This is a genomic window from Micromonospora sp. NPDC049529, assembly GCF_055586685.1.
In genome coordinates this window covers 245,625-271,534 of the sequence record NZ_JBVJHT010000008.1, presented here as the reverse complement: position 1 = coordinate 271,534, position 25,910 = coordinate 245,625, and the positions used below count along the sequence as shown (strand labels likewise).

13 protein-coding genes and 2 pseudogenes are annotated in these 25,910 nt (G+C 68.4%); 11 read left to right on the top strand and 4 right to left on the bottom strand.

Going from position 1 to position 25,910, the window contains the following annotated elements; genetic code table 11:
• Positions 1 to 10: 10 nt before the first annotated feature.
• Complete coding sequence (locus tag ACZ6QQ_RS16290) at positions 11 to 8,152, bottom strand: SDR family NAD(P)-dependent oxidoreductase (RefSeq protein ID WP_465877069.1); 8,142 nt, start codon at positions 8,150 to 8,152, stop codon at positions 11 to 13.
• 1,119 nt (positions 8,153 to 9,271) lie between these two features.
• On the opposite strand from ACZ6QQ_RS16290, the gene ACZ6QQ_RS16285 reads away from it, so the two are divergent.
• The 7 genes and pseudogenes from ACZ6QQ_RS16285 (at position 9,272) to ACZ6QQ_RS16255 (ending at position 17,918) form a co-directional block, all read left to right on the top strand.
• Positions 9,272 to 9,841, top strand: coding sequence for an aminotransferase class V-fold PLP-dependent enzyme (locus ACZ6QQ_RS16285; RefSeq protein ID WP_465877067.1), 570 nt, complete (start codon positions 9,272 to 9,274; stop codon positions 9,839 to 9,841).
• 263 nt (positions 9,842 to 10,104) lie between these two features.
• Positions 10,105 to 10,287: pseudogene (locus ACZ6QQ_RS16280) on the top strand (transposase); the annotation flags it as partial.
• Between the two features lie 71 nt (positions 10,288 to 10,358).
• Positions 10,359 to 10,598 (top strand): hypothetical protein, encoded by a 240-nt coding sequence (locus tag ACZ6QQ_RS16275; protein ID WP_465877065.1) that lies wholly within the window; start codon positions 10,359 to 10,361, stop codon positions 10,596 to 10,598.
• 173 nt (positions 10,599 to 10,771) lie between these two features.
• Complete coding sequence (locus tag ACZ6QQ_RS16270; protein WP_465877063.1) at positions 10,772 to 11,110, top strand: hypothetical protein; 339 nt, start codon at positions 10,772 to 10,774, stop codon at positions 11,108 to 11,110.
• Positions 11,080 to 11,475 carry a hypothetical protein gene (locus ACZ6QQ_RS16265; RefSeq protein WP_465877061.1) on the top strand — a complete coding sequence of 132 codons (396 nt, stop codon included), beginning with the start codon at positions 11,080 to 11,082 and terminating at the stop codon, positions 11,473 to 11,475. Before ACZ6QQ_RS16270 ends, ACZ6QQ_RS16265 begins: the two co-directional genes overlap by 31 nt.
• Before the next feature lie 156 nt (positions 11,476 to 11,631).
• Positions 11,632 to 17,433, top strand: a complete 5,802-nt coding sequence (locus tag ACZ6QQ_RS16260; protein ID WP_465877060.1) for a hypothetical protein — start codon at positions 11,632 to 11,634, stop codon at positions 17,431 to 17,433.
• A complete protein-coding gene (locus ACZ6QQ_RS16255; protein ID WP_465877059.1) occupies positions 17,427 to 17,918 on the top strand; it encodes a hypothetical protein in 492 nt (163 codons plus the stop codon). The genes ACZ6QQ_RS16260 and ACZ6QQ_RS16255 overlap by 7 nt, the downstream gene beginning before the upstream one ends.
• 86 nt (positions 17,919 to 18,004) lie before the next feature.
• Here ACZ6QQ_RS16255 and ACZ6QQ_RS16250 read toward each other — a convergent pair whose 3' ends face one another.
• A complete protein-coding gene (locus tag ACZ6QQ_RS16250) occupies positions 18,005 to 18,580 on the bottom strand; it encodes an EF-hand domain-containing protein (protein WP_465877057.1) in 576 nt (191 codons plus the stop codon).
• A gap of 723 nt (positions 18,581 to 19,303) precedes the next feature.
• Between ACZ6QQ_RS16250 and ACZ6QQ_RS16245 the strand changes: the two genes are divergently transcribed.
• Both ACZ6QQ_RS16245 and ACZ6QQ_RS16240 read left to right on the top strand, forming a co-directional pair.
• The gene (locus ACZ6QQ_RS16245; RefSeq protein ID WP_465877154.1) at positions 19,304 to 19,738 is read left to right on the top strand and encodes an integrase core domain-containing protein; all 435 of its coding nucleotides are present in this window, start codon (positions 19,304 to 19,306) and stop codon (positions 19,736 to 19,738) included.
• A 409-nt stretch (positions 19,739 to 20,147) separates the two neighbouring features.
• Positions 20,148 to 21,557, top strand: a complete 1,410-nt coding sequence (locus ACZ6QQ_RS16240; RefSeq protein ID WP_465877056.1) for a VldE C-terminal domain-containing protein — start codon at positions 20,148 to 20,150, stop codon at positions 21,555 to 21,557.
• A gap of 388 nt (positions 21,558 to 21,945) precedes the next feature.
• Here ACZ6QQ_RS16240 and ACZ6QQ_RS16235 read toward each other — a convergent pair.
• Both ACZ6QQ_RS16235 and ACZ6QQ_RS16230 read right to left on the bottom strand, forming a co-directional pair.
• Positions 21,946 to 22,451, bottom strand: a pseudogene (locus ACZ6QQ_RS16235) (transposase); the annotation flags it as partial.
• Complete coding sequence (locus tag ACZ6QQ_RS16230) at positions 22,448 to 22,603, bottom strand: LuxR C-terminal-related transcriptional regulator (RefSeq protein WP_465877153.1); 156 nt, start codon at positions 22,601 to 22,603, stop codon at positions 22,448 to 22,450. The pseudogene ACZ6QQ_RS16235 and the gene ACZ6QQ_RS16230, both read right to left, overlap by 4 nt.
• Positions 22,604 to 23,495: 892 nt before the next feature.
• On the opposite strand from ACZ6QQ_RS16230, the gene ACZ6QQ_RS16225 reads away from it, so the two are divergent.
• Together ACZ6QQ_RS16225 and ACZ6QQ_RS16220 are read left to right on the top strand one after the other, a co-directional pair.
• On the top strand, positions 23,496 to 24,881 hold the full coding sequence (locus tag ACZ6QQ_RS16225; RefSeq protein WP_465877054.1) for a hypothetical protein: 1,386 nt from the start codon (positions 23,496 to 23,498) through the stop codon (positions 24,879 to 24,881).
• 317 nt (positions 24,882 to 25,198) lie between these two features.
• Positions 25,199 to 25,910: DUF1906 domain-containing protein (locus ACZ6QQ_RS16220; protein WP_465877053.1), on the top strand; the 712-nt coding region annotated here is incomplete at its 3' end.

The following is a 25,910-nucleotide window of genomic DNA, read 5'->3' as shown; positions in this document are numbered from 1 at the left end:
TTGTCCGCCGTCAGGTCTCGAGGTCGTTGAGCTCTTGGGCGAGGAGCGCTTCGAGGTCGTCGACCGAGAGCCCGCCCAGGTCGTCGTCGCCCGTCTGGTCGCCGGAGGTGGGGTCGGCATGGTTGGCGGATTCGGTCGGCTGGTCCTGTTTCGGGGGTTCCTCCGGGGCGTCGAGCGGGACGCCCAGCCGGTCGGCGAGGTAGGGCACGAGCACCTCGATCGTCGGGTAGTTCCAGATCAGCGTCGCGGACAGCGCCAGGTGCAGGCCGGCCTCGAGCCGGTTGCGCAGTTCGAGGGACATCAGCGAGTCGAAGCCGAGGCTGCGCAGCGGCGTGCCCACCCCGACCCGGGACGGGGCCAGCCGCAGCACCCGGGCCGCCTCCTCACGGACGTACGCCTCGACGGCGGCCCGTCGACGGCGACCCGGCGGGGCGGCGAGGAAGCGTTCCCGAACGCCGTCCGACGCGGGCCGCTCGGCGGCTGCGGTGCCGAGCAGCGCGAGCTGGTTGGTCCGCCCGGCGGCCGGGTACGCGGCCACCCACTCGGCGGCGTCGAACGGCATCACCGCGACCTGGGCGCTCTGCTGCCCGAGCAGCGCGCCGAGCACCGCGACGCCCTGGTCGGGGGTGATCGCCCGCAGTCCGCGCAGCGCCTCCTGGCCGCCCTGTTCCAGACGGGCCGCCATACCCACCGCCGACCAGGGACACCAGTTGACGCTGAGCGCGGGCAGGCCGGCCGCCCGACGGGCGTGGGCCAACGCGTCCAGGAAGGCGTTCCCGGCGGCGTAGCTGCTCTGCCCGGGTGAGCCGAGCACCGAGGTCACCGAGGAGAACAGGACGAAGAAGTCCAGTTGGTCGACGCCTGTCTGGGTGTGCAGGTGCCAGGCGGCGTCGACCTTGGGACGGGTCACCCGCCGGTACCGCTGCGCGGTCTGCTGGAGCAGGATGCCGTCGTCGAGAACCCCGGCGGCGTGCACCACACCGCGCAACGGGGGCAGATGGGCGCGGACGTGGTCGAGCACCCGGGCCACCTCGGCCGGATCGGTGACGTCGGCGGCGAAGGTCGCCACCCGGACGCCGGCGTCGGCCAACTCGTTCAGGGTGGGCTGCGCGGCGGCCGATGCGCCACTGCGGCCGACCAGGACGAGCTGGGTTGCCCCCCGCTCGGCGAGCCAGCGGGCGACCCGCAGGCCGAGCCCGCCGAACCCGCCGGTGATCAGGTAACTGGCGTCGGCGGGCAGCCGGCCGACACCGGCGGTGGGACGGACCTCGACCGTGGCCGGATCGGTCACCGTCAGCACGATCTTGCCGATGTGGCCCGCCTGCTCCATCAGGTGGAAGGCGTCCTGCGCCTGGCCCACCGGGAACCGGCGCACCGGCAGCGGCTGGAGTTCCCCGGCGTCGACCCGGGCGACGATGCGCCGCAGCAGCCCGCCGACCAGCGCGGTGCGCTCGGTGAACATCAGGTCCAGGTCGACGGCGAAGAACGACAGGTTCCGGCGGAACGGGCCGAGCCCGAGCGACCGATCCTGGTAGATGTCCCGCTTGCCGATCTCCACGAACCGCCCGTACGGGGCGAGCGCGCCGACGCCGTGCGCGATGAGGTCCCCGGAGAGCGAGTTGAGGACGACGTCCACGCCCCGCCCGTCGGTCTCGGCGCGGACCTGGTCGGCGAACGCCGCCGACCGGGAGTCCATCACGTGCCGCACGCCCAGCGACGTGAGGTGGGCGCGCTTCTCGTTGCTGCCGGCGGTGGCGAACACCTCCGCCCCGGCGGCGTGGGCGAGCTGCACGGCGGCCAGCCCGACCCCGCCCGCGGCGGCATGCACCAGGACCCGCTCGCCGGGCTCGATCCGGGCGAGGTGCTCCAGGGCGTACGCCGCGGTGAGGAAGGCGATCGGGATGGTGGCGGCCTCGGCGAAGTCGAGGCGCTCGGGTTTGGGCGCGACGAGCCGCGCGTCGGCGAGGACGTGGCTGCCGATGCCGTGCGGGGCGACCGCCACCACCGGGTCGCCGATCCGCAGGTCGGTGACGTCCGGTCCGACCGCCGCGATAACCCCGGCGCACTCGTCGCCGAGCGTCACCTCGGCGGTGTCGTCGAGTCCGGGGTAGAGGCCGAGGGTCTTCAGGACGTCGCGGAAGTTCAGCCCGCTGGCCCGAACCTCGACCAGCACCTGCCCCGGCCCCGGGGCGAGCGGGGCGACGGCGCGCAGGTGGAGTTGGTCGAGGGTGCCGACCCGGTCGACGGCGAGCCGGAACGGGCGGTCCCCGGCCGGCTCCGGGTCGACGGTCGGTTCCTCGGCGGTGGCCGGGACCAGGCGGGAGACCAGCACGTCGGTGCCGCGCAGGGCGAGTTCGGGTTCCTCGACCGGGGCGGTCAAGGCGCTGAGCAGCGCGGCGTCCTCGTCGGGCAGGTCCGTCCCGAGGTCGACGCGGGTGCAGTCCAGGTCCGGGTGTTCGTGCGCGATGGTCCGGCCGAGCCCCCAGAGCGGGGCCTGGGCGACCGCCGTAACCCGGTCCGTGGGGCGGACGGCCTGGCTGTCCCGGGTGACCAGCCAGAGCCGGGGGCGCGTGGTGCCGGGTACGTCGTGCAGTGCCGCGACCAGATGCCGGAGGCTGTCGGCGACCAGCCGGTGGTTGGGTTCCCAGCCGTCGGCAGTGTCCGTCCCGGGTACCACCGTGTCCAGCGCCCAGCGGTGCACCACCCCGCGCAGGGTGGGCTGCCCCGGGGCGAGGACCTCGGCGAGCAGGTCGCGCAGGTGCTCGGGGCAGGTCGGGTCGACCTGGTAGGCGTCCGGCCCGAGACGTTGGTAGCGGTCGCCGGGGCGGGCCACGACGCAGGTGCCGCCCCGGGCGGTCAGCGCGGCGTCCAGGGTGGTGTCCCGGTCGGCGAGGAGCAGCCACCGTCCGGTGAGGTCGGCCGTACCGGCGTCGGCGGTCAGGGCCGGGGCGGGCTGCCAGCGGATCTGGTAGAGCAGGTCGGCGCCGCCGGCCACGCTTCGGGCCAGGCGGCGCAGCCGTAGGCCGGTGACGACGACCAGGACCCGGCCGTCCGGGGCGTGGACCGTCAGGTCGGCGGTGTGCTCGTCGGTGTCGGTGTCGGTGGTGTCGCGGAGCCGGGCGTGGCAGGTGACCTCGGTGCCGGGGCGGTCCCGCAGGTCGAGGCGTTCGACGCCGACCGGCACGTAGGTGTCGGCGGGCTGCGTCGGGAGCGCGGCGAGGGCGACCTGGAGGCAGGCGTCCAGCAGTGCGGGGTGCATGGTGTAGCCGCCGCCGGCCTCGCCGTGGACCTGCGCCCACGCCTCGCCGTCGGTTCGGCGGAGCTGTCGTACGCCCTGGAAGTGGGGGCCGTAGTCGAGTCCCCGGGCACGCATCGCCGCGTAGTGGGTTTCGCCCGGTTCGGGCAGTTCGGGTCGGGTGGCGTCGGCGGCCGGGGCGGTGTCGCCGGTGCGGCGGACGGTGCCCCGGGCGTGGACGAGCCAGTCGCCGGGGCGGCCGTCCTCGTCGGGTTGGCGGCTGGCGCACTGGAATGCGAACCCGCCGGTCGGGTGGCCGGTGAGGGTCGCCTGGACGGTGACCGGCCGATCGCTCAGCGCGAGCGGTTCGGTGATCTCCAGGTCGGCGACGGAGACGGCCGGGCCGAGCCGGTCGGTCGCGGCGGCCAGCGCCATCTCCAGGTACCCGGTGGCGGGGAGCAGCACCTGGCCCCGGACCCGGTGGTCGGCGAGGTAGGGCAGCCGGTCGACGTGCAGGTCGGTGGTCCAGAGGTGGGTGCCCTGGTCGAGGGAGGACTCGACGCGTGCGCCGAGCAGCGGGTGGCCGACCGGCTGGCCGGCCCGGACGGTGCGCTCCGGCCAGTGGCGTTCCCGCTGCCAGGGGTACTCGGGGAGGCGGACGACCTCGCCGGCGCCGGGGTGCAGGGCCGTCCAGTCGAGCCGGACGCCCAGCCGGTAGAGCTCACCGGCGGTGTCCAGCATGGTGAGTCGTTCCCCGGTGTCCCGTCGGGTGGAGGTGAGGACCACCCCACCACCAGAACGCCGACACGACTCCTCGATCGCCCCACCCAACACCGGATGCGGACTGACCTCCAGAAAACACGTCAACCCATCAACCAGCAACCGCTCCACCATCGGCGCGAACCGCACCGGCTCCCGCAGATTCTCCCACCAGTACCCCGCCCCCAACTCCACACCAGACAACACCTCACCGCGCACCGTCGAGTACAACGGCACCGACGCCACCCGCGGCGACACCCCCACCAACCCCGCCAAAAGATCATCACGCAACCCATCCACCTGCGGAGAATGCGACGCCACATCCACCTGCACCCGCCGCGCGAACACCCCCCGACCCGACAACTCCCCCACCACCGCATCCACCGCACCCGACGACCCCGCCACCACCGTCGTCACCGGACCATTCCACGCCGCCACCACCACCTCACCACCAAACCCAGCCACCACCTCCCCCACCTCAACCGCACCCAACCCCACCACCGCCATCGCACCCACCCCCGACACCCGCCGCATCAACCCACTCCGCACACAGATCACCCGAGCCGCATCACCCAACGACAACGCCCCCGCCACACACGCCGCCGCCACCTCACCCATCGAATGCCCCACCACCGCCGCCGGCTCCACACCCCACGACCGCCACACCGCCGCCAACCCCACCTGCACCGCAAACAACACCGGCTGCACCACATCGATCCCCTCCAGGACCGACCCACCCTCCAACACCTCCACCAACGACCAATCCACCAACCCCGCAAACGCCCCCTCACACGCCAACACCACCTCCCGAAACACCGGCTCCCGACGCCACAACTCCCGACCCATCCCCACCCACTGACCACCCTGACCCGGAAACACGAACACCACCTTGCGGGCGGTTCCGGCGGGCACGGGGGTGGCCGGACGGTCGTCGGCGAGCCGGACGGTCAGCTTCTCCACCAGGTCGGCGTGGGAGGTGGCGGCGACGGCGAGCCGAACGGCGTGGTGGTCCCGCCGGAGGGCGGCGGTGTGGCCGAGGTCGCGCAGTCGTACGTTCGGGTGCCGGCCGAGCAGGTCGACGGTGCGTCGGGTGAGGTCGGTCAGCGCCTCCGGGGTGTGGGCCGAGAGCGGGACGAGGACCGGGTCCTGCGCCGTCCGCGCGTCGACGGCGGCGGTCACCTCGTCGGCGGTGGGCCCGGCGTCGTCGACCGCCGGTGGGACGGGCGTGGTCGGCACGGCGGGTCGGGTCGGCGCGTCCGGCAGCGGCAGGTCGACCGGGGTGACGTCCTGCGGGTAGAGGGCGGGCCAGTGCAACGGGTGACCGAGCCGGTAGAGGGTGGCGGCGGTGTCGAGCAGCGCACCGCGCTCGTCCTCGTCTCGCCGGGTGGAGGTGAGGACCACCCCACCACCAGAACGCCGACACGACTCCTCGATCGCCCCACCCAACACCGGATGCGGACTGACCTCCAGAAAACACGTCAACCCATCAACCAGCAACCGCTCCACCATCGGCGCGAACCGCACCGGCTCCCGCAGATTCTCCCACCAGTACCCCGCCCCCAACTCCACACCAGACAACACCTCACCGCGCACCGTCGAGTACAACGGCACCGACGCCACCCGCGGCGACACCCCCACCAACCCCGCCAAAAGATCATCACGCAACCCATCCACCTGCGGAGAATGCGACGCCACATCCACCTGCACCCGCCGCGCGAACACCCCCCGACCCGACAACTCCCCCACCACCGCATCCACCGCACCCGACGACCCCGCCACCACCGTCGTCACCGGACCATTCCACGCCGCCACCACCACCTCACCACCAAACCCAGCCACCACCTCCCCCACCTCAACCGCACCCAACCCCACCACCGCCATCGCACCCACCCCCGACACCCGCCGCATCAACCCACTCCGCACACAGATCACCCGAGCCGCATCACCCAACGACAACGCCCCCGCCACACACGCCGCCGCCACCTCACCCATCGAATGCCCCACCACCGCCGCCGGCTCCACACCCCACGACCGCCACACCGCCGCCAACCCCACCTGCACCGCAAACAACACCGGCTGCACCACATCGATCCCCTCCAGGACCGACCCACCCTCCAACACCTCCACCAACGACCAATCCACCAACCCCGCAAACGCCCCCTCACACGCCAACACCACCTCCCGAAACACCGGCTCCCGACGCCACAACTCCCGACCCATCCCCACCCACTGACCACCCTGACCCGGAAACACGAACACCACCCGGGGAGCGGACGTGGTCACCTCCGCCGTCGTACCGGCGGGGTCGGCGAGCCACCGGTCGAGCCCGGCGGCCAGCTCGTCGCCGGTCCGCGCGGTCACCGCCGTGCGGTACGGCTGCCCGACGCTCCGGCCGGCCAGGGTCCAGCCGAGCCCGGCCAGGTCGAGCGGTCCGGTGGCGGCGTCCCGGACGGCGCCGGCCGAGTCGACCGGACCGGCCACGGCGTCCCGGACGATACCGGCCAGCTCGCGCAGTCCGGCCTCGGTGGCTGCGGCAAGCGGCAGGAGCTGGACCGGCTGCGCGGTCGCTCCGGCCAGCACGACGTGGCAGTTGGTGCCCCCGAACCCGAACGCGCTGACCCCGGCCAGAGGGGTCTCCTCGGGGTACGGCCACGGCTCGGTGGTGCGCGGAACCCGCAGCCGCAGCCCGTCGAAGTCGATGTGCGGGTTGGGCGTCTCGAAGTGGAGGTTCCCCGGGATGGTCCCGTGCCGGACGGCCAGAGCGGCCTTGATCAGGCCGGCGATGCCGGCGGCGGCCTCCAGGTGACCGATGTTGGTCTTCACCGAGCCCAGCGCGAGCGGACGCTCCGCCGGCCGGCCCGCGCCCAGGACGGCACCGATCGCGTTCGCCTCGATCGGGTCGCCGAGCAGGGTGCCGGTGCCGTGGGTCTCCACGTAGTGCACCCGGTCCGGGGCGACGCCCGCCCGGTCGTACGCGGCCCGCAGCATCGCCACCTGCGCCTGCGGGTTCGGCGCGGTCAGGCCGTTGCTGAAACCGTCGTTGTTGACCGTGGAGCCGGCGATCACGCAGTACACCGGGTCGCCGTCGGCCAGCGCCCGGGACAGCGGCTTGAGTACGACGAGGCCGGCGCCCTCACCGCGGACGTAGCCGTTGGCACGGGCGTCGAACGCCTTGGAGCGGCCGTCCGGGGCCATCGCCCCGAACTTCGACATCGCCACCGTGCTCTCCGGGGCAAGGGTCAGGTTCACCCCGCCGGCCAACGCCATCGTCGCCTCACCGGTACGCAGGCTCTGGCAGGCGAGGTGGACGGCGACCAGCGCGGACGAGCAGGCGGTGTCGACGGCCAGGCTCGGCCCTTGGAGCCCGAGCAGGTACGACACCCGGGCCGCGACGATGCTGAGGTCCTGCCCGGTCGCGGTGTGCGCGGTGACGTCCTCGGCGTGGTGACCGAACAGGTGGCCGTAGTCGTGCCACATCGCCCCGCAGAACACGCCGGTGGCGCTGTCCCGCAGGGATCCCGGGGCGATCCCGGCGTCTTCGAGTGCCTCCCAGGCCAGCTCGAGGACGAGGCGCTGCTGCGGGTCCATCTGGAGGACCTCGCGGGGGGCGAGTCCGAAGAAGCCGGCGTCGAAGCGGTCGACGTGTTCGAGGAAGCCGCCCCAGCGGGTGTTCATTTTGCCGGGGGCGTCCGGCGCGGAACTGAAGAACTGTTCGATGTCCCACCGCCCGGCCGGCACTTCGGTGATCGCGTCGACACCCTGCGTCAGCAGTTTCCAGTACGCCCCGACGTTCGGGGCGCCGGGAAAGCGGCACGCCATTCCGACAATCGCGATCGGCTCCGATTCCCGGGTGATCGGACGCCTACTCGGCGTGTCCTTTTCTTCGTCTCCATGGGTAAGGAAACGGACCAACGAGTCGATGGTGGGGTGATCCCAGACAAGCGTTGCCGGAAGGGGCCGTCCGACGAATTCGGCGAGCGCGGCGATGAGGCCGGCGGCGCGCAGCGAATTGAGGCCGTACCGGTGGAACCGTTCGTACGCGTCCAGGCTGGCGGCGTCGAGGTCGAGTTGCGCAGCCAGCCGTTCCCGCAGCCAGGTCTCCACCTGGACAGCGGTGAGGGAATCCTGACTCGGGACTTCCGGATCGTCGTGACGCATGCACTTGTCCTAAACGGGAGAATCCTCCACCTGGCCGGGCTCGTTCGCCGGCGAGAGGTACGCGGCGAGAGGTGGACCGACCGGGGAAGGCTGCCGACACGGTGGGTGACTGGCGCGGTTCTACGGGTCAGGAAGTGCGGGCCGCCCCGGGCGGCAGGGAGAGTCTCACCAGCTCAGGGCGACGGCGGTGGCGGACTGGGCCAGGACGGCACGTTCTCGGCGCCGCGACGGAACGCGTCGTCGGCGCGGCGAATGTGACCGACCGAGAACGGCCGGACATCGTCCGCCCTGACGTTTCCCCCACAGCTCACCTCAATACGCAGAGCGACCGTCGGCCCGTGTGCGCCAGGCCGGAAAAGGGCAGGAGTATCGGCAGCCCGAAGGCCAGAACACCTGCTCGGCATTCCGTCCCAGCATTGACCCGATGACGCCCCCGCAAACCTCCAGCGGGCCACGAGGGGAATGCTAGCAGCGGAACGCGAAAAGTGCTCAGTGACCTCACGGTGTCGGTTTTGGGTGCTCTGTTGTGGATCGATAGCAGTTCTTTCGGAGCAAGCTCCATTGCGGATTAGTCGACGACCACAACCATCAGGACCGACCAATATCCCCCGCCGGCCCGCCCCGAGCAGGGGTTTCACCACTGCGGCGGGTGCCACGGCGGCGCGTGCCACACCAGCCAGCACACGGGGGCCTGCCGGCGCCGACCAGGGCACACTACTCAAGGTGACCTTGTCCACTTCGGACAGCCGTCCGGAAAGGGCCATCACGCAGGCGTAACGTACCTTTCACGTGGCGGCAATCGACGCGCCCCGCCGAACGAAACTCCTACTGACCTGATCGGACTATCCCGCCCGCCCGGCCGACGGGCCCCACCCGGGCCGATCGACGGCCGACACCGTCCTCACCGGACGGACGGACCCGACCCGCCACCGCCTGAACCGGACGTCACGACGACGCGACCGGCCACCGGCGACTTCACCGGCCGGGTGACCGACTTCGCCCATCAAACGCACCGACAAGGGGCGCTTTCCTGGCAAGAAGCGCAGATCGGGATCTCCCCCCCGTCCCGACGTCGACCGGCGGGGCCCCCGAAGATCAATTGCCTGTTGTCACTGGATAATGGCCGCGCGACGATCCGTGGAGACGACCGAGGGTCGGGCTCATCGGCATCGAAAGGGACAGTTCTGTAAAGAAAGGTTACTCACCCGTGCTGCCGGCGTGGACGCCTTCCAGAGCGTCGGCATCATGCCGATCGACGTCACCGCGCTCGGCGTGGACTTCCTACTCGGCGGCGCGCACAAGTGGCTGTGCGGGGTCGGGACAGCCTTCCTCTACGTCCGGTATGCGTGGCCAGGTCGACCGGCTGACCACTGCGGCAGGCGTTGGCCAGCGACGCCGGCCCGTCGCGTCCGGTTGGCCGTGCCTGTCGCCGAGGTCACCGCCTGCCGGGTCGGCTTACGACCAACAGCGCGGGCCCGTTCGGCCAGACCGCCGCCAGAGTGGCGGCGAAGGTGGTGCATCGCCCGGACTTCAACGTCCGTGTCCGGTTCAACCTCGACCACGCTCGCCGCGACCCACACCGGAGCCAAAGCCAACGCTGCGGTGTCCGAGGTGCCTTCCTTGGCCACGGTCACGACCAGCGCATGGCTTCCCGGCGCGATGCCCCCCCCGGGACCTGGCCGGGTTTGAGCGCCACCGCCACGACGGCCTGACCCGATGGTGGCCAGGCGACCGGGCCGAGGGGCGCCTCCGACAGCAACGTGCCCGACACCAGGGGAATCGCCGCGCTGCGGCCGATCACTTGCTGTGCCTCGGCTGCGCGTAGCAGCGGCACCCGCCGACCAAGAGCGACCAGCGCCGCTTCGGCTGCGGCGAGGCGTTGAGAGGGTGTATGACATCGATGTCGGACGGTGTGCCCGTCGGGGCGGCGGGGCTGAGTCGGTGATCAGGGTGTGGACCGCGCCCCTCGTTACCCATCAGATCTGACCGACGCGCAGTGGACCATCATCGAGCCGATGTTGCCGCTGCCCAGGTGGCTCGGCCGGCCGGAGAAGAACTCCCGCCGGGCGATCGTGGACGCGATCCTGTACATGCTGCGGACCGGTTGCTCCTGGCGGCAGTTGCCGGTCGACTTCGCCGCTCGCTGGCTTGGCCTCCGCGCCTGGCTGGCCGGACACGAGGCATTCGCGGACCTGCCCCGGCGGCCGTGACGGTCTGGCACCGCTACCTGTCGTACGGGGCAGCGCTCGGCGTGAGCCGGGTGGCGTCGCAGATCACCCACCTCGGCCTGGCCGACCGAAGCCGCATTCGGTCGGCGTACGGCGGCATCTGGCGCCAGGTCGAGGTCAGCTACCCGGACAGCCTGCCCCGGTACGGCCAGCCGCTCGTTGGCCCTCCGTCCGGGCGCTCGGCGCAGCCGGGTTCGGCTGGTCGCTCGTCGGCATAGTCGGGCCGGCCGCGGACCGACAGGAGAGCCGGCCGGTCTACCCGGCCGAGGATCCGTTCCACCTCCTTTTCGCCCGGTGGTTCCAGCCGTGGCTCGACCTCGCCGAACTGGACTCGATCACCCTCGGCATCCTCCTCGTCGGACTCGCCCTGCTCGGCTACGCGGCGTACACGATGATCCGGGTCTTCGGGGACGCGGCGGGCACGGTCTCCGGTGAGGTGATCTGGGACCAGATGTGGCAGTACCACTGCTCGGAGGAGAGCACCGACCGGACACCGATCAACTACTACCTGGTGATCGACGACGGTCGGTCCGACCGGACCCGGTCCTGGATCCTGCCGAAGGAGATCTCCGGCCAGTGCGAGCTGGGCGACGTGGTGACCGCCCAGGCGCGCCGGTGGACCCGCCGCGTCAAGCAGGTCACCGTGTTGCGGGCGGCAACTCCCGCGCCGCACGTCACCAGCTCGGCCGGGCGGGTGCCGTGGCCGGTAACGTCGCCGAGCCGCTGCTGACCGCCGACGAACTCGGTGGCGTGGTGGGCCGCCAGGTGCGACCGGACCGGACCTCGGCCGACTGCGGCGACCCGCGTTACACGAACACCAACTTCAACGACCTGACCGGTACGTTCGCGGCCTCGGTCAGCGTGATACGCGGCCGGGCCGGGCGAGTCCTCATGGTCATCGGCAAGGGAAGCGGCCAACCGCTGCCGACCCCGCACGGGGACGAGGCGTACCTCGCCAAGGACCGGGTGGTCGGGCGCCGGGGCGACGTGGTGGTCATGCTCGCGCCGGGGCGGAACATCGCCGCCACCCAACTGGCCGGTCTGCTGCCGCTCGCACTGGACCGGGCCGCGGTCCAGGCCGCCCCGACGAGCTGAAGGCGCCACCGGGGCGCCCCGGGACGCCGTGGGTCGTCAATTCCGGATGCTCGTCAGGGACCCGGAGCAAATGTCGGATACCCAACCATTAGTAGACGCCTGTCAATGTATGGGAGAGGCTTACCGCGTCCATCGCCACCCGGGGGAGGCGTCGTCATGCACAGTCGTGCAAGCCATGGCCGCACGTTCCTGACCACCGCCGCTGTCGCGATTCTGGTAGCCGGCCAACTCGCGGTACCGGATCCGGCCCGCGCCGAGCCTGTTCCGGCAGCTCCGAAGCCCGGCGCGGCAAGCTCGAAACCCGGTTCGACAACACCGGACGGTACGACGCCGGACGCGACCACGCAGCCGTCGCGTACGGCGATGATGCCGCGACTCGCCCAGGTGCCACCCCTCGATCCGGCACCCGGCTCGGTGCAGGTCGACCGGGGGCAATCCGCCGCGCTGACGCCGGTCGCCCCGCTACCCGCGGTCGACCCCGCCGCCGGCACGGTCGACGTCGAACGGGCCCCGGTGGTGCCGAACCCGCCGGTCAGGCCCGTGCCGCTCACCGTACCGATGCATCCCGCCCAGGAACTGATCGACGCCACCTCGGCGGACGCCAGCACCACACTCGACCAGGCCGGCCGGCTCCACCCGGACCGCACCCCGGACCTGGACGCCCGCAAACTCCAACCCCAGGTCTCCTCGGCCCAGTTCGTCGATCCGGCGAACCCGGTCACGCTGGAAGCGCTGATCGCGGCACTCGCCAGCGGCAACATCCCGCCACCGCTGCCGGTCGACCCACTGGCGCTGCTGGAGCAGTTGCCTGACGGCATTCCGCGGATCACGTACCGGATCTGCTCGGAGTCGGCCACCAAGACGGTGTCCTGCTCGCTCACCCTGCCGTTGGCCGTACCCGCGATCGTTGACGTGACCGGTGACGGCACCCCGGACGTACTGGCCGATCTGCTGCCGGTGGCGCTTCCCGGCGACGTGGTCGCCGCGTCGCGCCAGCTCCTCGATGTGCAGTCCACCCTCACCGCGGCCCAGGATCGCCTCGCCGTCGTCCTGGAACTGCTCAGGGACCCGCTCCAGATCATCCTTCACCCCGAGCTGCTGATCGAACGGCTGTGGTTGCAGGACCTCATCGAAGATCTCCAGGCGCTGCTGACGGAGAAGTTGGAGGCCCTGCTGGACCTGATCAACGTCGGCGTCGCCCTGCTGGCGCTCCGACTGCCTACCAGCGAACTGGCCGGTCAGCCACTGCCGGCGCACGTCTGGGCCGTCTACGACCTCCCCGGCCACCAGCGGATCTCGGTCGGTTTCGACGGACTGCGGCGCGGTAGCACGCTGCCGACCGGCACCCTGGGACTGTTCACGTTCAACCCGGTGACCCTGCTCCGGGGCGTGTACGACATCCAGGCCCGGCTGTTCCAGGGTGGTGCCGGCGACGCGCTCGCGGTCACCGCCGGGCTGGCCTCGGTCACCGACGACGACGCGGGTGACCCGTACCAGCCGACCGTGGCAAGTGCCCGGTTCTCGCCCGTACCGTCGATCTTCTCCACCCGGGCCCGGATCGATCCGGGCAGCGAGACCACCGACCAGAACGTGGTGGTGGACTCGACCAGCGACACCGCCACCCACCTGGACGTCCAGGTGCTCAGCAACCGCGACGGCGTCGACGAGTTCACCCAGCTCGCCGTCGACGAGTTGCCCACCAGCGTGTTCGTCGAGCTGACCCGGCCTCCCGGCGGCAAGGCCACCCTTGAGTACCAGGCGTCCGCCGGCATCGACCGGGTGCTCTTCGCCGACTTCGGCTACCAGCCCACGGGCCTGGTCAACGCGGTCCAGGCCACCGCCGAGGCGATCCCCACCTCGTTCAACGCCGCGTTGGCGAACACCGAGACCGGGGTCGATCTCGACTACACCGCAGCCAGCCAGCTCGCCGCACTGGACGTGGCGGTGTACGACAGGGCGGGCGGCCTGGTCGGCCGAGGCTCGCTGCGCGGGCTGCCCACCGAGGTGAAGCTCACCGCCGACACTGGCACCAGCCACGTGGCGTTCAACGGCGCCCAGCCGCTCGGCTCCGCCACCGTGGCCATCTCGCGCAACCTCGGCGCGTTCGCGCCGTACGACGGCGACCACGCGACGCTGGTCACCGCGGGCACCGCGCTGGGCGTGTCCGCCCGGGTCACCGGTATGCGGCAGGTGGACGCCTACTATGACGGGCATCCCCGGCTCACCACCACGTTCGACCCGGGCGGGCAGCCCTTCGTCGCCGCGGGTGACCTGGACGGGCTGCACAAGGCCCGGTTGGAGATGTCGAACCTGCCGGCCACCGCGTCGCTGGACGTGGACACCGCCGCGCGTACGGTGGCGTACCAGACCAGCTCGGTGATCCACCGAGTGTTCGCCGCGTACACCAACACGGCCGCCGGGCCGACATTGTTCGCCACCGTGAACGAGCTGCCCGAACGGATCAACCTCTCCTACGACCTCGGTGACCGGCCTCGGCTACGGTACGAGGCGACCAGCCGGGTGCAGAAGGTGGAGGTGTTCGCCAGCCCCGCACACGTGGAGACGTTGCGCCCGCAGCAGGACCACTACCTGTCAGCGGCCGCAGCCGGGCTGGCCAGCACGATGGACTTCCTGCTGGACCTGCCGGCCCGACACCTCGACGGCACCCAGTCCGATCCGCTGACCAGTTTGGCGGCGGTGGTCCGGTTGCCGTCCGCTGGTCGGGACTGGACCGCGATGGCCGACCTGACCGGCGTGCCGGCCCGGTTCGACGCGGACTTCGCCGAGGGCACCTACCGGTTCAGGGGCCTGTCCGGACCGCTCGGCGGAGCCCGGCTCGCGGTCACCAATCACGCCGGCCAGGTCGCACCGACCGGGCTGCACCTGGCCGTGCGCTACCGGCAGGTCACCGGTGACCTCGACGGCAGCGTGTCGGTGCGCAACCTGTCCTGGGTGGAATACGCGCGCGACGGCGGCGGACAGACCTTCCGGCTGGACACCGACACCGGAGGTGATCCCGTGTTCGTGGACGCGGACGTGCTGCTCGCCGCGAACGGCGTCGACGACACCCAACTGTCCGCGGTGGCCCGGGTGGACGGGTTGCCGAGCACCATCCGTTCCACCTTCGCCGACGGCCGGCTCAGTTACACCGCGAGCGGCAACGTCGGCCTGACCATCGGCGTACGGGTGGGCAAGGTGGCCGCGCTCGCGGGGCTGGGCGCACCGCTGTTCGCCAACGGAGTGGCCCTGGTCGGAAACGGCTGCGACACCGGCAACGGCTGCGCCGAGGACGAGGGCGTGTTCTGCACCGTCTTCACCCGCTGCCTCGGACTCGTCGGCACGGTCCGGCTACCCGGGCTGCCGAGCAACCTGGCTGTGGACACCCGGGCTCGTACGGTGGTGTTCACCGGCTACCGGCCGCCGGCCGCGCCGTTGCAGGCGTACCTGCGCCTGGCCGGGCTGGTCGACACCCTGCCCGACGTACGTGCCCTGGCCAGCCTCTCCGGTCTGCCGACCGAGCTGGACATGACGATCGGCCCGGTCGAGGTCAGCGGCGGCTCGATCGACTTCCGGTACACCGCTTCGGCGCCGCTGGGCAGCCTGCGCTTCGACGCCGACCTGACCACCACCAACCAGACCTTCCCGGTGGTACGCGGCCGGGCCACGATCGGCCGGCTGCCGGCCACGATGCATGTCAACGGTACGGTCGGTGACCGGACCACCGTGGCCGTCCGCAACTCCGCCGCGGTGGACTCGGTCGGTCTGACCGTGACCAGCGCCAGCACGGGTTACCTGACCGCCTCGGTGACCGGGGTGCCGGCCACCGTGGACGCGCTGGTCGACCTGCCGGCCCGGCACGCCGCGACCACCATGTCGGCACCCATCTCGGCGATCTCGTTCCTGGCCCACGTGCCGTACGCCGGCCGGACCTGGTCCGCGTTCGCGGACGTACGCGGCGTGCCGGCCCGGTTCGACGCGGACTGGGGAAACGGCACGTACGCCTTCCGGGCCGCCGAGGGCAGTTCGCTGGGCAGCGCCGCGTTCGCGGTGACCAACCACGCTGGCGCCCTGGCGCCGAACGGGTCACACCTGGCCGCCCACTACGACGAGGTCAGCGGCGACATCGACGGCAGCGCGTCGATCACCGGGCTGCGGGACGCCGAGTTCGGTCATTCCGATTCGTCGATCACGGCCAGCTACCACGCGGATCGGCAGACCATCGCGCTGGACGGCGACGTCCGGCTGGCTGCCGGCGGTGCGCAGGACGTCCGGCTGGGGGCACTCGGGCGGCTCGGGCCGATCCCGGGAACAGTCACCTTCAGCTCCGCCAACGGGGTGGTCGACTACACCGCCGACACGACACTCGACGTGGAGACGCAGTTCTGGCTGGGCAAGGTAGCCGCACTGAGCGGGTTGGGGGCACCGCGCTACGCCAACGGTGCCTCGGTGGTGGACCGGGGCTGCGGCACCGGGCCGGGCTGCGCCGACCAGGGGCCGTTCTGTGTGGACGGGAAATGCTTCGGGTTGACCGGGATCATCAACGTCTCGGGACTGCCCACCCGGGTCACCGTCGACCCGACAACACGCAGCTACTCGTTCGCCGGCTACCAGCCCCGGACGAACACGCTGACCCTGTACGTCGACGACTCGGTCTTCGTACCGTCGCCGCCGGACCGGATCAAGGCCGAGGCGACGCTGACCGACCTGCCGTCCGGGATCAACTTCACCCTGGGCCCGATCGACCTCACCGACACGCTCACCATCAGGTACGACTCGGACGTGGCCTCGGCCGGCACCCTGGACCTGCACGCCCAGGCCGACCAGGTGCCGATCTTCGGCTCGACTCGGGCGATGGCCCGTCTCGACCCGATTCCGGGCGACCTGGAGGTGAGTGGCAAGGTCGGCTCGCCCACCTCGGTGCGGGTCAAGAACTCGACGGTTGTCGACAACCTCTCCATCAAGGCCACCGGCACGTTCAACGGTGACCCGGCCACCGGCCAGGTCCAGTTGAGCGACGTTCCCACCGACATGACGTTCGGCGCGAGAGGTTTCGGCAGTGCCCAGGGCGACAACCTGCCCACCGTGGACTACACGGCGAACGACGGACGGGACACTCTCGACATCGACGTGGAGGTCGAGGCGAATCTGGTGCAGAAGACCGATCTCGCGGTGGTCGGTCCCGACGACCTGGAACTGCACATCACCAACCTCGGCCACCGGACCACCGTCGAACTCGCGCCGGAGACCCAGGTCGTCACGATCACCTCGGTCCCGGACACCGACGATCTGCGGATGGTCGGCAACCTGCACCTCCGGGTGCCGAGGCAGGACGTGGACCTGGAATTCTTCAACTGCTTCGGGTTGGTACGCGGGTTGTTCGCCGGACACGCGGAGGTGAGAGAGAGCTGGATCAGTGACATCACGTTCCACCTCACCGACATCCGCCAGGCGACGCTGCGGCCGGGTAACGTACGTACCGATCTGCCGTTCGAGTTGCCCAGGGAGCTGGGCTACCTGTTCCTGGCGTTCGACGGCACCTTCGGTCAGGCGACCATGTCGATGGCCGGCGTCCACCTCGATCTCGACATCGACCTGCTGTTGCGGATCGACAAGATCATCGGACCGGACTTCTTCAAACAGGACCTGCAGCTGACCCGGTTGTACGACAGCGTCTACTACCACCGTTACGATCTGCGGCAACCCAGCCGTGTGACGTTGGAGGTCAGCACCTGGGGCATTCCGTTGGCCGAGATCGTCCTGGCGGTCTGGCCCGGTCTGGCGGAGAAGTCCCGCAACGGGGTGACCGTGCCCGGCGGCCGGCCGAGCGTGGTGACCATGCTCGATCCGGGAGACGACGTGGACGACTACATCTTCGACCTGCTGGCGTACGCGGCCTGGCCGTTCGACGGCGAGCACGCACCCAGGCAGGAGAACACCGGCGACGGCGGGGCATGTTGACCGGCATTCCGGCGAAGGGCCGCCGGCGACGCACCGGGCTGCTCGCCCTGGTGCTCGTCGGCGGCCTTGTCGGTCCGCTCGGCGGCTGCGCTGGCGGCTGCACCGACACCGTGCTCCAGGTGTCGGCGGTCGAGGTCGACGACGTAACCGCCCCGCTCACCGTCAGCGCGCGGCTGACCAGGGACGGTGAACCGTTCCCCGGGGTCACCGTGAAGCTGGCGGTCACGGTGGTGGGTCCGAACAACGCGCACAGCGAGGCGCTGTTCTCCGCGACTACCGACGCCGACGGCCGGGCGAGCGTGACCCGGCCGGGCGGGGTCGCCCGGCTGTCGCCCACCAATCACCAGGTCACCGGGTACGCCGCCTACTTCCAGCCGCTAGACAAGATCGACGAGGTGCGTTACTGCTGGTCGAGCGTGTCGGCACCGATCACCTGCCGTACCGATGCCGGCTCCGGCCCCTGTCCGGTCAGGACGTCGACCTGACGTCACAGCGTCGGGGCAGGTAGTTCCTCGTGGCGGTGTCGTGCCTCGGAACGGGCACCCGAGGCGGCTGGCCGACCGCCGTGGCGTCACCTGACCGGGTACGACGCCGGTAGCGGCCCGAGCAGCCAGCTCCCCGCCGAGTCCGGGTCCTCGCTGAAGTAGAACTCGCGTATCGCCTCCAACAGGTCGCGGGTACTGACATAGTGGTCACCGTCCGCGTCCAGCCGCTGGAAGATCTCTCTGGCGTCGAACTCGGGAAGGTTCATCAGCGAGCCGGTCCAGCGGACGTACTCGTCGCTAGTGAGCAGCCCGTCGCCGTCGGTGTCGGCGATCGCCATGATGGCGTCGAGGAACGGCAGGTAGCCGGCGTCGAACGAGTCGGGAGTCTCCAGCAACCCTGCGGCGAACGCTGCCTTGTACTCGGTCTCACTGACCTGGCCGTCCGTGTCCGTGTCGGCCACCTCGGCGAGATGCCGCCAGATCTGGTCGGCCAGCTCCTCCAGGCGGTGCCGTGTGGGGGAGCCGACGAGGTGACCGAACTCCTCGGCCATCCGCACCGCGGACCGGGCGAAGTCCTCGCCCCCGATGTAGCCGTCGCCATTGGTGTCGTAGGTGGCGAACCGGCGGGCGAGCTTGCGGTCGAGGAACGGCGAGATGTCCATCGTTGGCCCTTCGTGATCAGTCGCTGACGCGTAGCGCCTGGTGAGTGATGCCTTGCTGAACGTAGATATTAGGGGCGTGATGTAGCAGCGGCTACCCTCATAAATTGACATATGACGGCATAGGTCACCCTGTGGCTGGCGCCGGACACGGCGGATCCCTAATGTTCCGGGCTGAAGTGGTCACGGGCGCGCAAAGCCGCTACCCCCGATACGACCACCGCCGTCACACCCGACACACCGGCAAGCATCCGATCGAATCATCGATGTCCCAGATCCCACGCACCGTGGATGCCATCATCATGTTGATCTCCAGCAGGGCCCGGTGAAGAACCAGCTCAGATGAGTTTGGTGACGGGTCGAAGCCGTCCGGTGCGGTGATGGCAATCCTGCGAGGCCAGGTTTGCCTCGTCCTGATGTTCCTACGGCGTACCTGGTCCCCGGATATCCACCGGGTGGCCGTTGTCCAGGGGTTGCAGCAGCGGGGGCTCCCCTGTTCGGCGGGTTCACGGCGGACCCGGAGGGCGGCTACGGCTGTTCAGGGACGGCAAAGTAGGCAGACCACCTCGTCGCGAGGTCTCCTGACACGACCGGGTGCAGCGGGTTGCCGGGCACGAGCTCAACTTTCCCGTCTTCGTCGAGATCGCCAGCCGCCAAGTCCACGTGGTTGGGGTGACCGCCCATCCAACCGGTGCCCGGGTAGCCCAGCAGGCACGGAATCTACTGATGGACCTCGACCAACGCGCGGCTGGGCCGCGGTTCTTGCTCCGCGACCGCGATACGAAGTTTACGGCGGTCTTCGACGCGGTGTTCACCGCGGACGGCATCGACGTGATCAAGACCCCGCCGCAGGCACCCCGGGCGAACGCGTTCGCCGAACGATGGGTGGGCACCGTACGCCGGGAGTGCACTGACCGGATGCTCATCGTCGGCGAGCGCCACCTCGCGGCCACCCTCGCCGAGTACACGGCCCACTACAACAACCACCGACCACATCGATCGCCCGGCCAGCAGCCGCACAACCCGCCGTGGGGAGTTACTGACTTGACCGCCGCCGAGGATCCGACGGCGCCCGATCCTCGGCGGGTTGATCAACGAATATTCGCAGGCAGCATCGCGAAACCGGCTTTACGAGCCCCACACGATCGCCCTCGTCCGTGACGTCGTCGACCACCAGAGGGGACATTCCCGCGAACACCATCTTCGTAAGATCATCGATCTTGCACACATGATCTCAACGACATCGACCACCTTCGGTCACCACCGAATGTGAGACAGGGCCATTCACCTGACACACCCGGTTCAGATCCCGGTAAGATTCCCCGGCCCCACCGGCCCACACCCATATCGACTAACCGATGGTAACGCCATAGCAACGGGTTGTGATGTCGATCATATTGTGGCGATTGCCGGGAATAGCCGATGATGATGATCGTTGATGTCACGGGGTTCTTAACGTCGAGCCCATTCAGATCGAACTCGCTGCGCCGCGGTAGAAGTCCGGTCGAATTGACCTAGAGTCGGAGTCGGGTACTGCTGCGGTCAAATGCGGATTCACAAGGGAGCATAGTTGAAAATTGTCACGCGCTCTGGGGTCTTGCGTCGCTCCGTTACCTACTTTCTTGCAGCGGCCGTAGCTTCTGCAGCATTACTGACTAGTTCCGGAGGTGTCAATGCGGCGCCACCCACACCGTCTTTCGGTTCACAAATTGACGGTTACGCCGCCCATGACGCACAGGACACGTGCAGTTTCAGCGACAAACCTGGTGTCGTAGATTTCAAAAATTTGCTGAATAGCACGTACGGCAGTCATGCCTGGAATATCTCCAGGCCTTGCAGCAATGGCGGAACCAGTGAGCACAAAGAGGGGCGCGCGCTCGACTACTCTTTGGACATCAACAACGCCGGGCAGGCTGCCGACGCTCAGGACATTCTCAACTGGTTGCATGCAACCGACCAGTACGGCAACCGACATGCCATCGCGCGTCGACTAGGCATCATGTACATCATCTGGAACCGCAAGATCTGGAGTGCTAGCCGGGCTAGCGAAGGATGGCGGAACTACGATTGCGACACCAGTGACCCCAACGATTGCCACACGAACCACATCCACTTCAGCTTCAGTTGGTCTGGTGCGCGTCAACAGACCACCTGGTGGACTGGTGCCGTGCGTAGCCACCGCTACATCTACACGGCGGAAGCCGGACACCTATACGAGACCTACGGCGGCCCTACCGGATGGCAGATCAATCCCATTAATGCTGGGACTACGGCAGCGACGCAACTGTCCGCGACCTGGAGCCCAAGTGGCTTCCGGTACATCTACACCCTCGAAAACGGTGTTCTGTACGAGACGTACGGCAGCCCCACCGGATGGCAGAAGAACTCGATCAACCTCAACTACGGAGCGATATCAGCGCTGTCCGCGACCTGGAGCCCAAGTGGCTTCCGATACATCTACACCCTCGAAAACGGTGTTCTGTACGAGACGTACGGCAGCCCCACCGGATGGCAAAAGAACTCGATCAACCTCAACTACACTGCCGCGACCGAGGTATCCGCGACGTGGAATTCCGGTGGCGAACGGTATATATACACCATTGAGAACGGTGTGCTGTACGAAACCTACGGTAGCCCCACCGGATGGCAGAAGAACCAGGTAAACACTAATACGACCGCCGCGACCGAGTTGTCCGCAACATGGAGCCCCAGTGGTCGCCGTTACCTCTACACTCTTGAGAATGGCGCGCTCTACGAAACCTATGGTAGCCCTACCGGATGGCAAAAGAATCAAATTACCTACAACTACGGCGCCGCGACTGAGTTGTCTGCAACGTGGAGCCCCACCGGCTTTCGGTACATTTACACCGTTGAGAACGGCGGACTCTTCGAAACGTATGGCAGCACTGAGGGTTGGCAGAAAAACCGAATCAACGCCGATTACAGCACGACAACCGAGCTATCCGCGACCTGGAGTTAGCTAGACGTCCATACGACTTTCCGTGCGGACCCAAAGGACCACGTAGCTCAGGCTACCTTCGCTGGCCCCACCGAGCGTTCGGTGGGGCCAGGACTATCTCAACTACCCTCGCCGCACGGGAGTGTCCCTCATATATTCGATAGACAAGGGAACACTCGATCGAGATTGCAACAGGCACGATCGGAATTTTCGATCGGCACACGGAACTGTGCCCGACGGGTACCTAACCTCGATTATTCGCGTGGCTGACCCGTCGACTCGGCCCGCTCGACGCCATCGCCATCTATCGGTGGCCGCGGATGGGGCGTGGTCGGGTGGCCGGCTGTCGCTCCGGCGGCGGGGTCTCCTTGGTCCCTCCGGGTTGTGGGGTCAGGGCCGATCCGTGAGGTCAGCCTGGTGCGGGAATCGCCGCGATTCGGGTGACGGCGGCGGCGATGTGGGTGGCCCAGGGCCAGGTCGACGGGATGCGTAGCCGTCGGCGGCGTGGCCCATGGACCGTCGGGCGGCGGTGTGCAGCACCCGGCAGCGCAGCGTCTTGGGCTCGCAGCGGTCCAGGTCGCCGGTCAGGGCGGGGATCTGAGGCCAGGCGGTCAGATCGGTGGCGATCGCGGCGAAGGCGCACCGGGCTGGCTGATGACGAACTCGCGGGAGGGTAGTCGGCGTAGGCCGCTGTGTCCTCGGCGCAGCGGATCCGCTCCTCGACGCGGGCGTGGGCGCGGTGACGGGCTTCCAACCACTGCAACGCCCTGACCGGGTGTTGGTGACGAACGCGGGGTAGCGCCACCCGTCGCGGTGCTCGAACAGGGTCAGCTGCGCGCCGGGGTGAAGGCGGTCCGCCCGCACGACCACCGTCATCCCGTCCGGCCACCCGGTCTGGGTGAGCAGGCCGACTAGAGCCAGCCGGCGCGTACCGCCAGCACGCCCACCTGGAAGCGACTGGACGCGTTGAGCCGCCGGGCCAGTTCGGCGACGTTGCGACGAAGCGTTCGCACCGAGACGTTCAGACGGCGGGCCACAACCTCATCGGTTGCCCCTTCCGCCAACATCTGCAGCATTTGGCGTTGCTGTGACGTCAAGGCCCAAGGATCGGCCTGCGCATTTTCCTGAAGCGAGCGCGCCGACCAGAGCTGCTCGAACATCGCGCAGATGGTCGACACCAGACCGAGGGCTCGCACCTCCATCACAGCGGTCCCGGAGCCGAGAAGGCCGGTTGGCAGAAGCACTACTTTGCGATCCACGACGACAGCGGCCAACGGGATGGTCGACACCAGGCGTAGTCCGCCGCCGGAGCCAATCGACCAGTCTGCAGGGGCAACGAAGCGGTGAAAGTTGTCGTCCGTCTCCTGAACGAGCATGCGGACCGTCACACCGTCCTTCACGACCGCACCGACAAGTGCCTTGGTTGCCTCCGCTTGGCCGGAGTCCAGCGGCACGAAAACATCACATTCCCGCTCCGCTCTTACCGACAGTTCATCCAATCGAGTCCGAGCGCTCAGGTCCCGTTCAGGTCGCCATCTAGCGCCTAATTTCAGCACTACCTGTGCCAGCGGAGCATAGTCCGACGCCTCTACTTTATTCGGAAGCGTGACATCTGCGATCACTTGCTGTTCTCCCCCGTAGCCATGATGGAGCGCTCAGTAGTATCCCGCTGCCAGGTAGCGTTGGCAAGATCCTCAAGAGAATTACTCTGAGTGACAGAAAACGGTGGCAGGAACCTGCCAGACGTAGATGGTGACGTGGGCTGTTCCAGTCCGTAAGACTTGTGATCTACCGTCGCCTCGCTGGATGTGATTCATCCGAAGTATTGCCACCATGATTAGCGCAAGGAGTTGTCGGGACCACGACACATCGGCGGTGGATACAACGTCTTTGGGTCACCGCTCAGGAGAACCTCATTGACGCAGACAGGTCGAGACGAGTAACGATGGAGACGACTGCATGCATGGATTGACTGGACGTAGGCGGGTTCTGGCCGGCCTGCTTGGGGTGACAATCGCGGGCGGGCTCGGCCTGAGCGCCGGAGCAGGCCTGGAGATGGCAAACGCCCCACAGGCCGCCCAGGCGGCATCGACAGTAGGCGGGGACATCACCCGATCCGAGGTGCTCGATCGGGCGCAATACTGGGTGGACAGAAAGATCACCTACACCCAGGAAGCAAGTGCTGGCGACCCTGCGGGCAAGAACTACCGGCGCGACTGCTCCGGGCTCGTTTCCATGGCCTGGCACATTCAGGACAGTCCCATCACGGGCGACTTCATGGGCGCCGATTCACGCTGGTCTGAAATTCCGTTCGATCAGCTCCTTCCTGGTGACGCAGTGGTTACCCACGGACACATGGAACTCTTCGCATTCTGGAAAGATCCGGACAACCATGGGGCAGGCGCCTACGTCTACTCTTTCAATGATTACGGCCAGACGGTGCAGAATCCCTATCGAGTGAACAACGTAGGCGCACTGGGATTCAATTCCTATTATGATCTCACCGTGAATTACACAAAGGCAATCAGGTATGCACATATCAAGGACGACCTGGCAACCTCACCAAGCCGGCGCTACATCTACACCGCAGAGGGGGGCACCCTCTACGAGACATACGGCGGCCCCACGGGGTGGCAAAAGAACACGGTAGCCTCCGCTGCCACCAACACCGTCTCCGCCACCTGGAGCCCGTCCGGCGAGCGCTACCTATACACCATCGAGAACAACACACTCTACGAGACGTACGGCAGTCCGACCGGCTGGCGGAAAAACGCTGTCATATCCAGTCCGTCGAGCGTCCTCTCCGCCACCTGGAGTCCAAGCGGTCGCCGTTACATCTACACGATCGAGAACGGTGTCATCTACGAGACGTACGGCAGTCCCACCGGCTGGGAGAAAAACGCCGTAATGTCCAGCATCGCGACCTCCCTTTCCGCAACCTGGAGTCCGCAGGGCGAGCGGTACCTCTACGTCATCGAAGACGGCGTGATGTACGAGATTTACGGCAGCCCGACCGGCTGGGTGAAAACTCGGGTCCTTGCGGCCCCGTCGGCCAGCGCCATATCGGCAACCTGGAGCCCAACCGGTAAGCGCTACATCTACACCCTGGAAAACGGTGTGCTGTACGAGTATTACGGCAGCAGCGGGTGGCAGAAGGTCGCCGTCACCTCGACGGTCGCCACCGGCGTCTCGGCGACCTGGGGTCCGCAGGCCGCGCGTTACGTATACGTCCTCGAAAACGGCGGCGTCTACGAACTGTACGGCAGCCCGACCGGGTGGCAGAAAAACCGGGTCGGTTACGGCACCTCGACGTCATTCTCCGCGACTTGGAGCAGGACTCAGTAGCCAGAGTTCACCCGTAACCGGCGCCTCACGATCGACCCCGCAGCCCGGGCACGTTCAGCTGGCCCCATCGGACGTCCGATGGGGCCAGCGCTGTCTCAACCACCCGCACTCCTCCCGGTCCTCATCTCTCCACCAGACAGAATCGAGTTGAAATGCCTGAAAGCCCTTTCTCTGGCCTAGGTAATCCCTCCAGGCGCAACCTGCTGCTGGGTGCGGCCGGAGTAGCCATTGCCTCGGCTGCAGTTTTCGCAATGCCCCGCGCGGCTCTGGCCGCTGGCAACCGAAAGGGAATCGACTACTCCTGGGACCGCCCAGGAGTGTCAGCCATCACGGCGGCCGGTTACACCTTCGTCTGCCGATACCTCAGCTACACCCCGGACAAGAATCTCACCCCGGCCGAGGCCCAGTCCCTGATTGGGGCCGGCATCGATATCGTCGCCAACTGGGAGGCCACCGCGAGCGCGGCGCTCGAGGGCTATGCCAGAGGCGTGAGCGACGCCCAGGAAGCGCAACGGCAGGCGGCGGTTTGTGGCATGCCGGCGGATCGGCCCATCTACTTCAGCGTCGACTTCGACGCTAGTGCAGCTCAACAGGCCGCGCTCAATTCGTACTTCGACGGAATCGCATCTGTCATTGGCCGGAGCCGTACCGGAGCCTACGGCGGCTACTACGTCATCAAACGCCTTTTTGACGCCGCCAAGATCACTTGGGGGTGGCAAACGTACGCGTGGTCCAGCGGTCAGTGGGACTCACGGGCGCAGCTGAGGCAGGTCCAGAACGGCATCACGGTCGGCGGCGCGGACTGTGACCTCGATGAGGCGATCGACGCGGACTTCGGGCAATGGGGAAGCGGTTCCGCGACCCTGTCGCGCTACCTGTACACGCTCGAAGCGGGTGCGATCTACGAAACCTACGGCAGCTCCGTCGGTTGGCAAAAGAACAAGGTCGCCGCCAGCTCCCCGACCCTGATGTCCGCCACGTGGAGCCCATCGAGCGAGCGGTACATCTACACCGTCGAGGGCGGTGTCC

Bases quoted from the DNA above. Each gene is read 5' to 3' on its own strand.
- ACZ6QQ_RS16290 (WP_465877069.1), bottom strand. From the start codon at position 8,152: ATGCGTCACGACGATCCGGAAGTCCCGAGTCAGGATTCCCTCACCGCT.
- ACZ6QQ_RS16285 (WP_465877067.1), top strand. From the start codon at position 9,272: ATGGCCGCGCGACGATCCGTGGAGACGACCGAGGGTCGGGCTCATCGG.
- ACZ6QQ_RS16270 (WP_465877063.1), top strand. From the start codon at position 10,772: ATGATCCGGGTCTTCGGGGACGCGGCGGGCACGGTCTCCGGTGAGGTG.
- ACZ6QQ_RS16260 (WP_465877060.1), top strand. From the start codon at position 11,632: ATGCACAGTCGTGCAAGCCATGGCCGCACGTTCCTGACCACCGCCGCT.
- ACZ6QQ_RS16255 (WP_465877059.1), top strand. From the start codon at position 17,427: ATGTTGACCGGCATTCCGGCGAAGGGCCGCCGGCGACGCACCGGGCTG.
- ACZ6QQ_RS16250 (WP_465877057.1), bottom strand. From the start codon at position 18,580: ATGGACATCTCGCCGTTCCTCGACCGCAAGCTCGCCCGCCGGTTCGCC.
- ACZ6QQ_RS16245 (WP_465877154.1), top strand. From the start codon at position 19,304: ATGGACCTCGACCAACGCGCGGCTGGGCCGCGGTTCTTGCTCCGCGAC.
- ACZ6QQ_RS16230 (WP_465877153.1), bottom strand. From the start codon at position 22,603: ATGTTGGCGGAAGGGGCAACCGATGAGGTTGTGGCCCGCCGTCTGAAC.
- ACZ6QQ_RS16225 (WP_465877054.1), top strand. From the start codon at position 23,496: ATGCATGGATTGACTGGACGTAGGCGGGTTCTGGCCGGCCTGCTTGGG.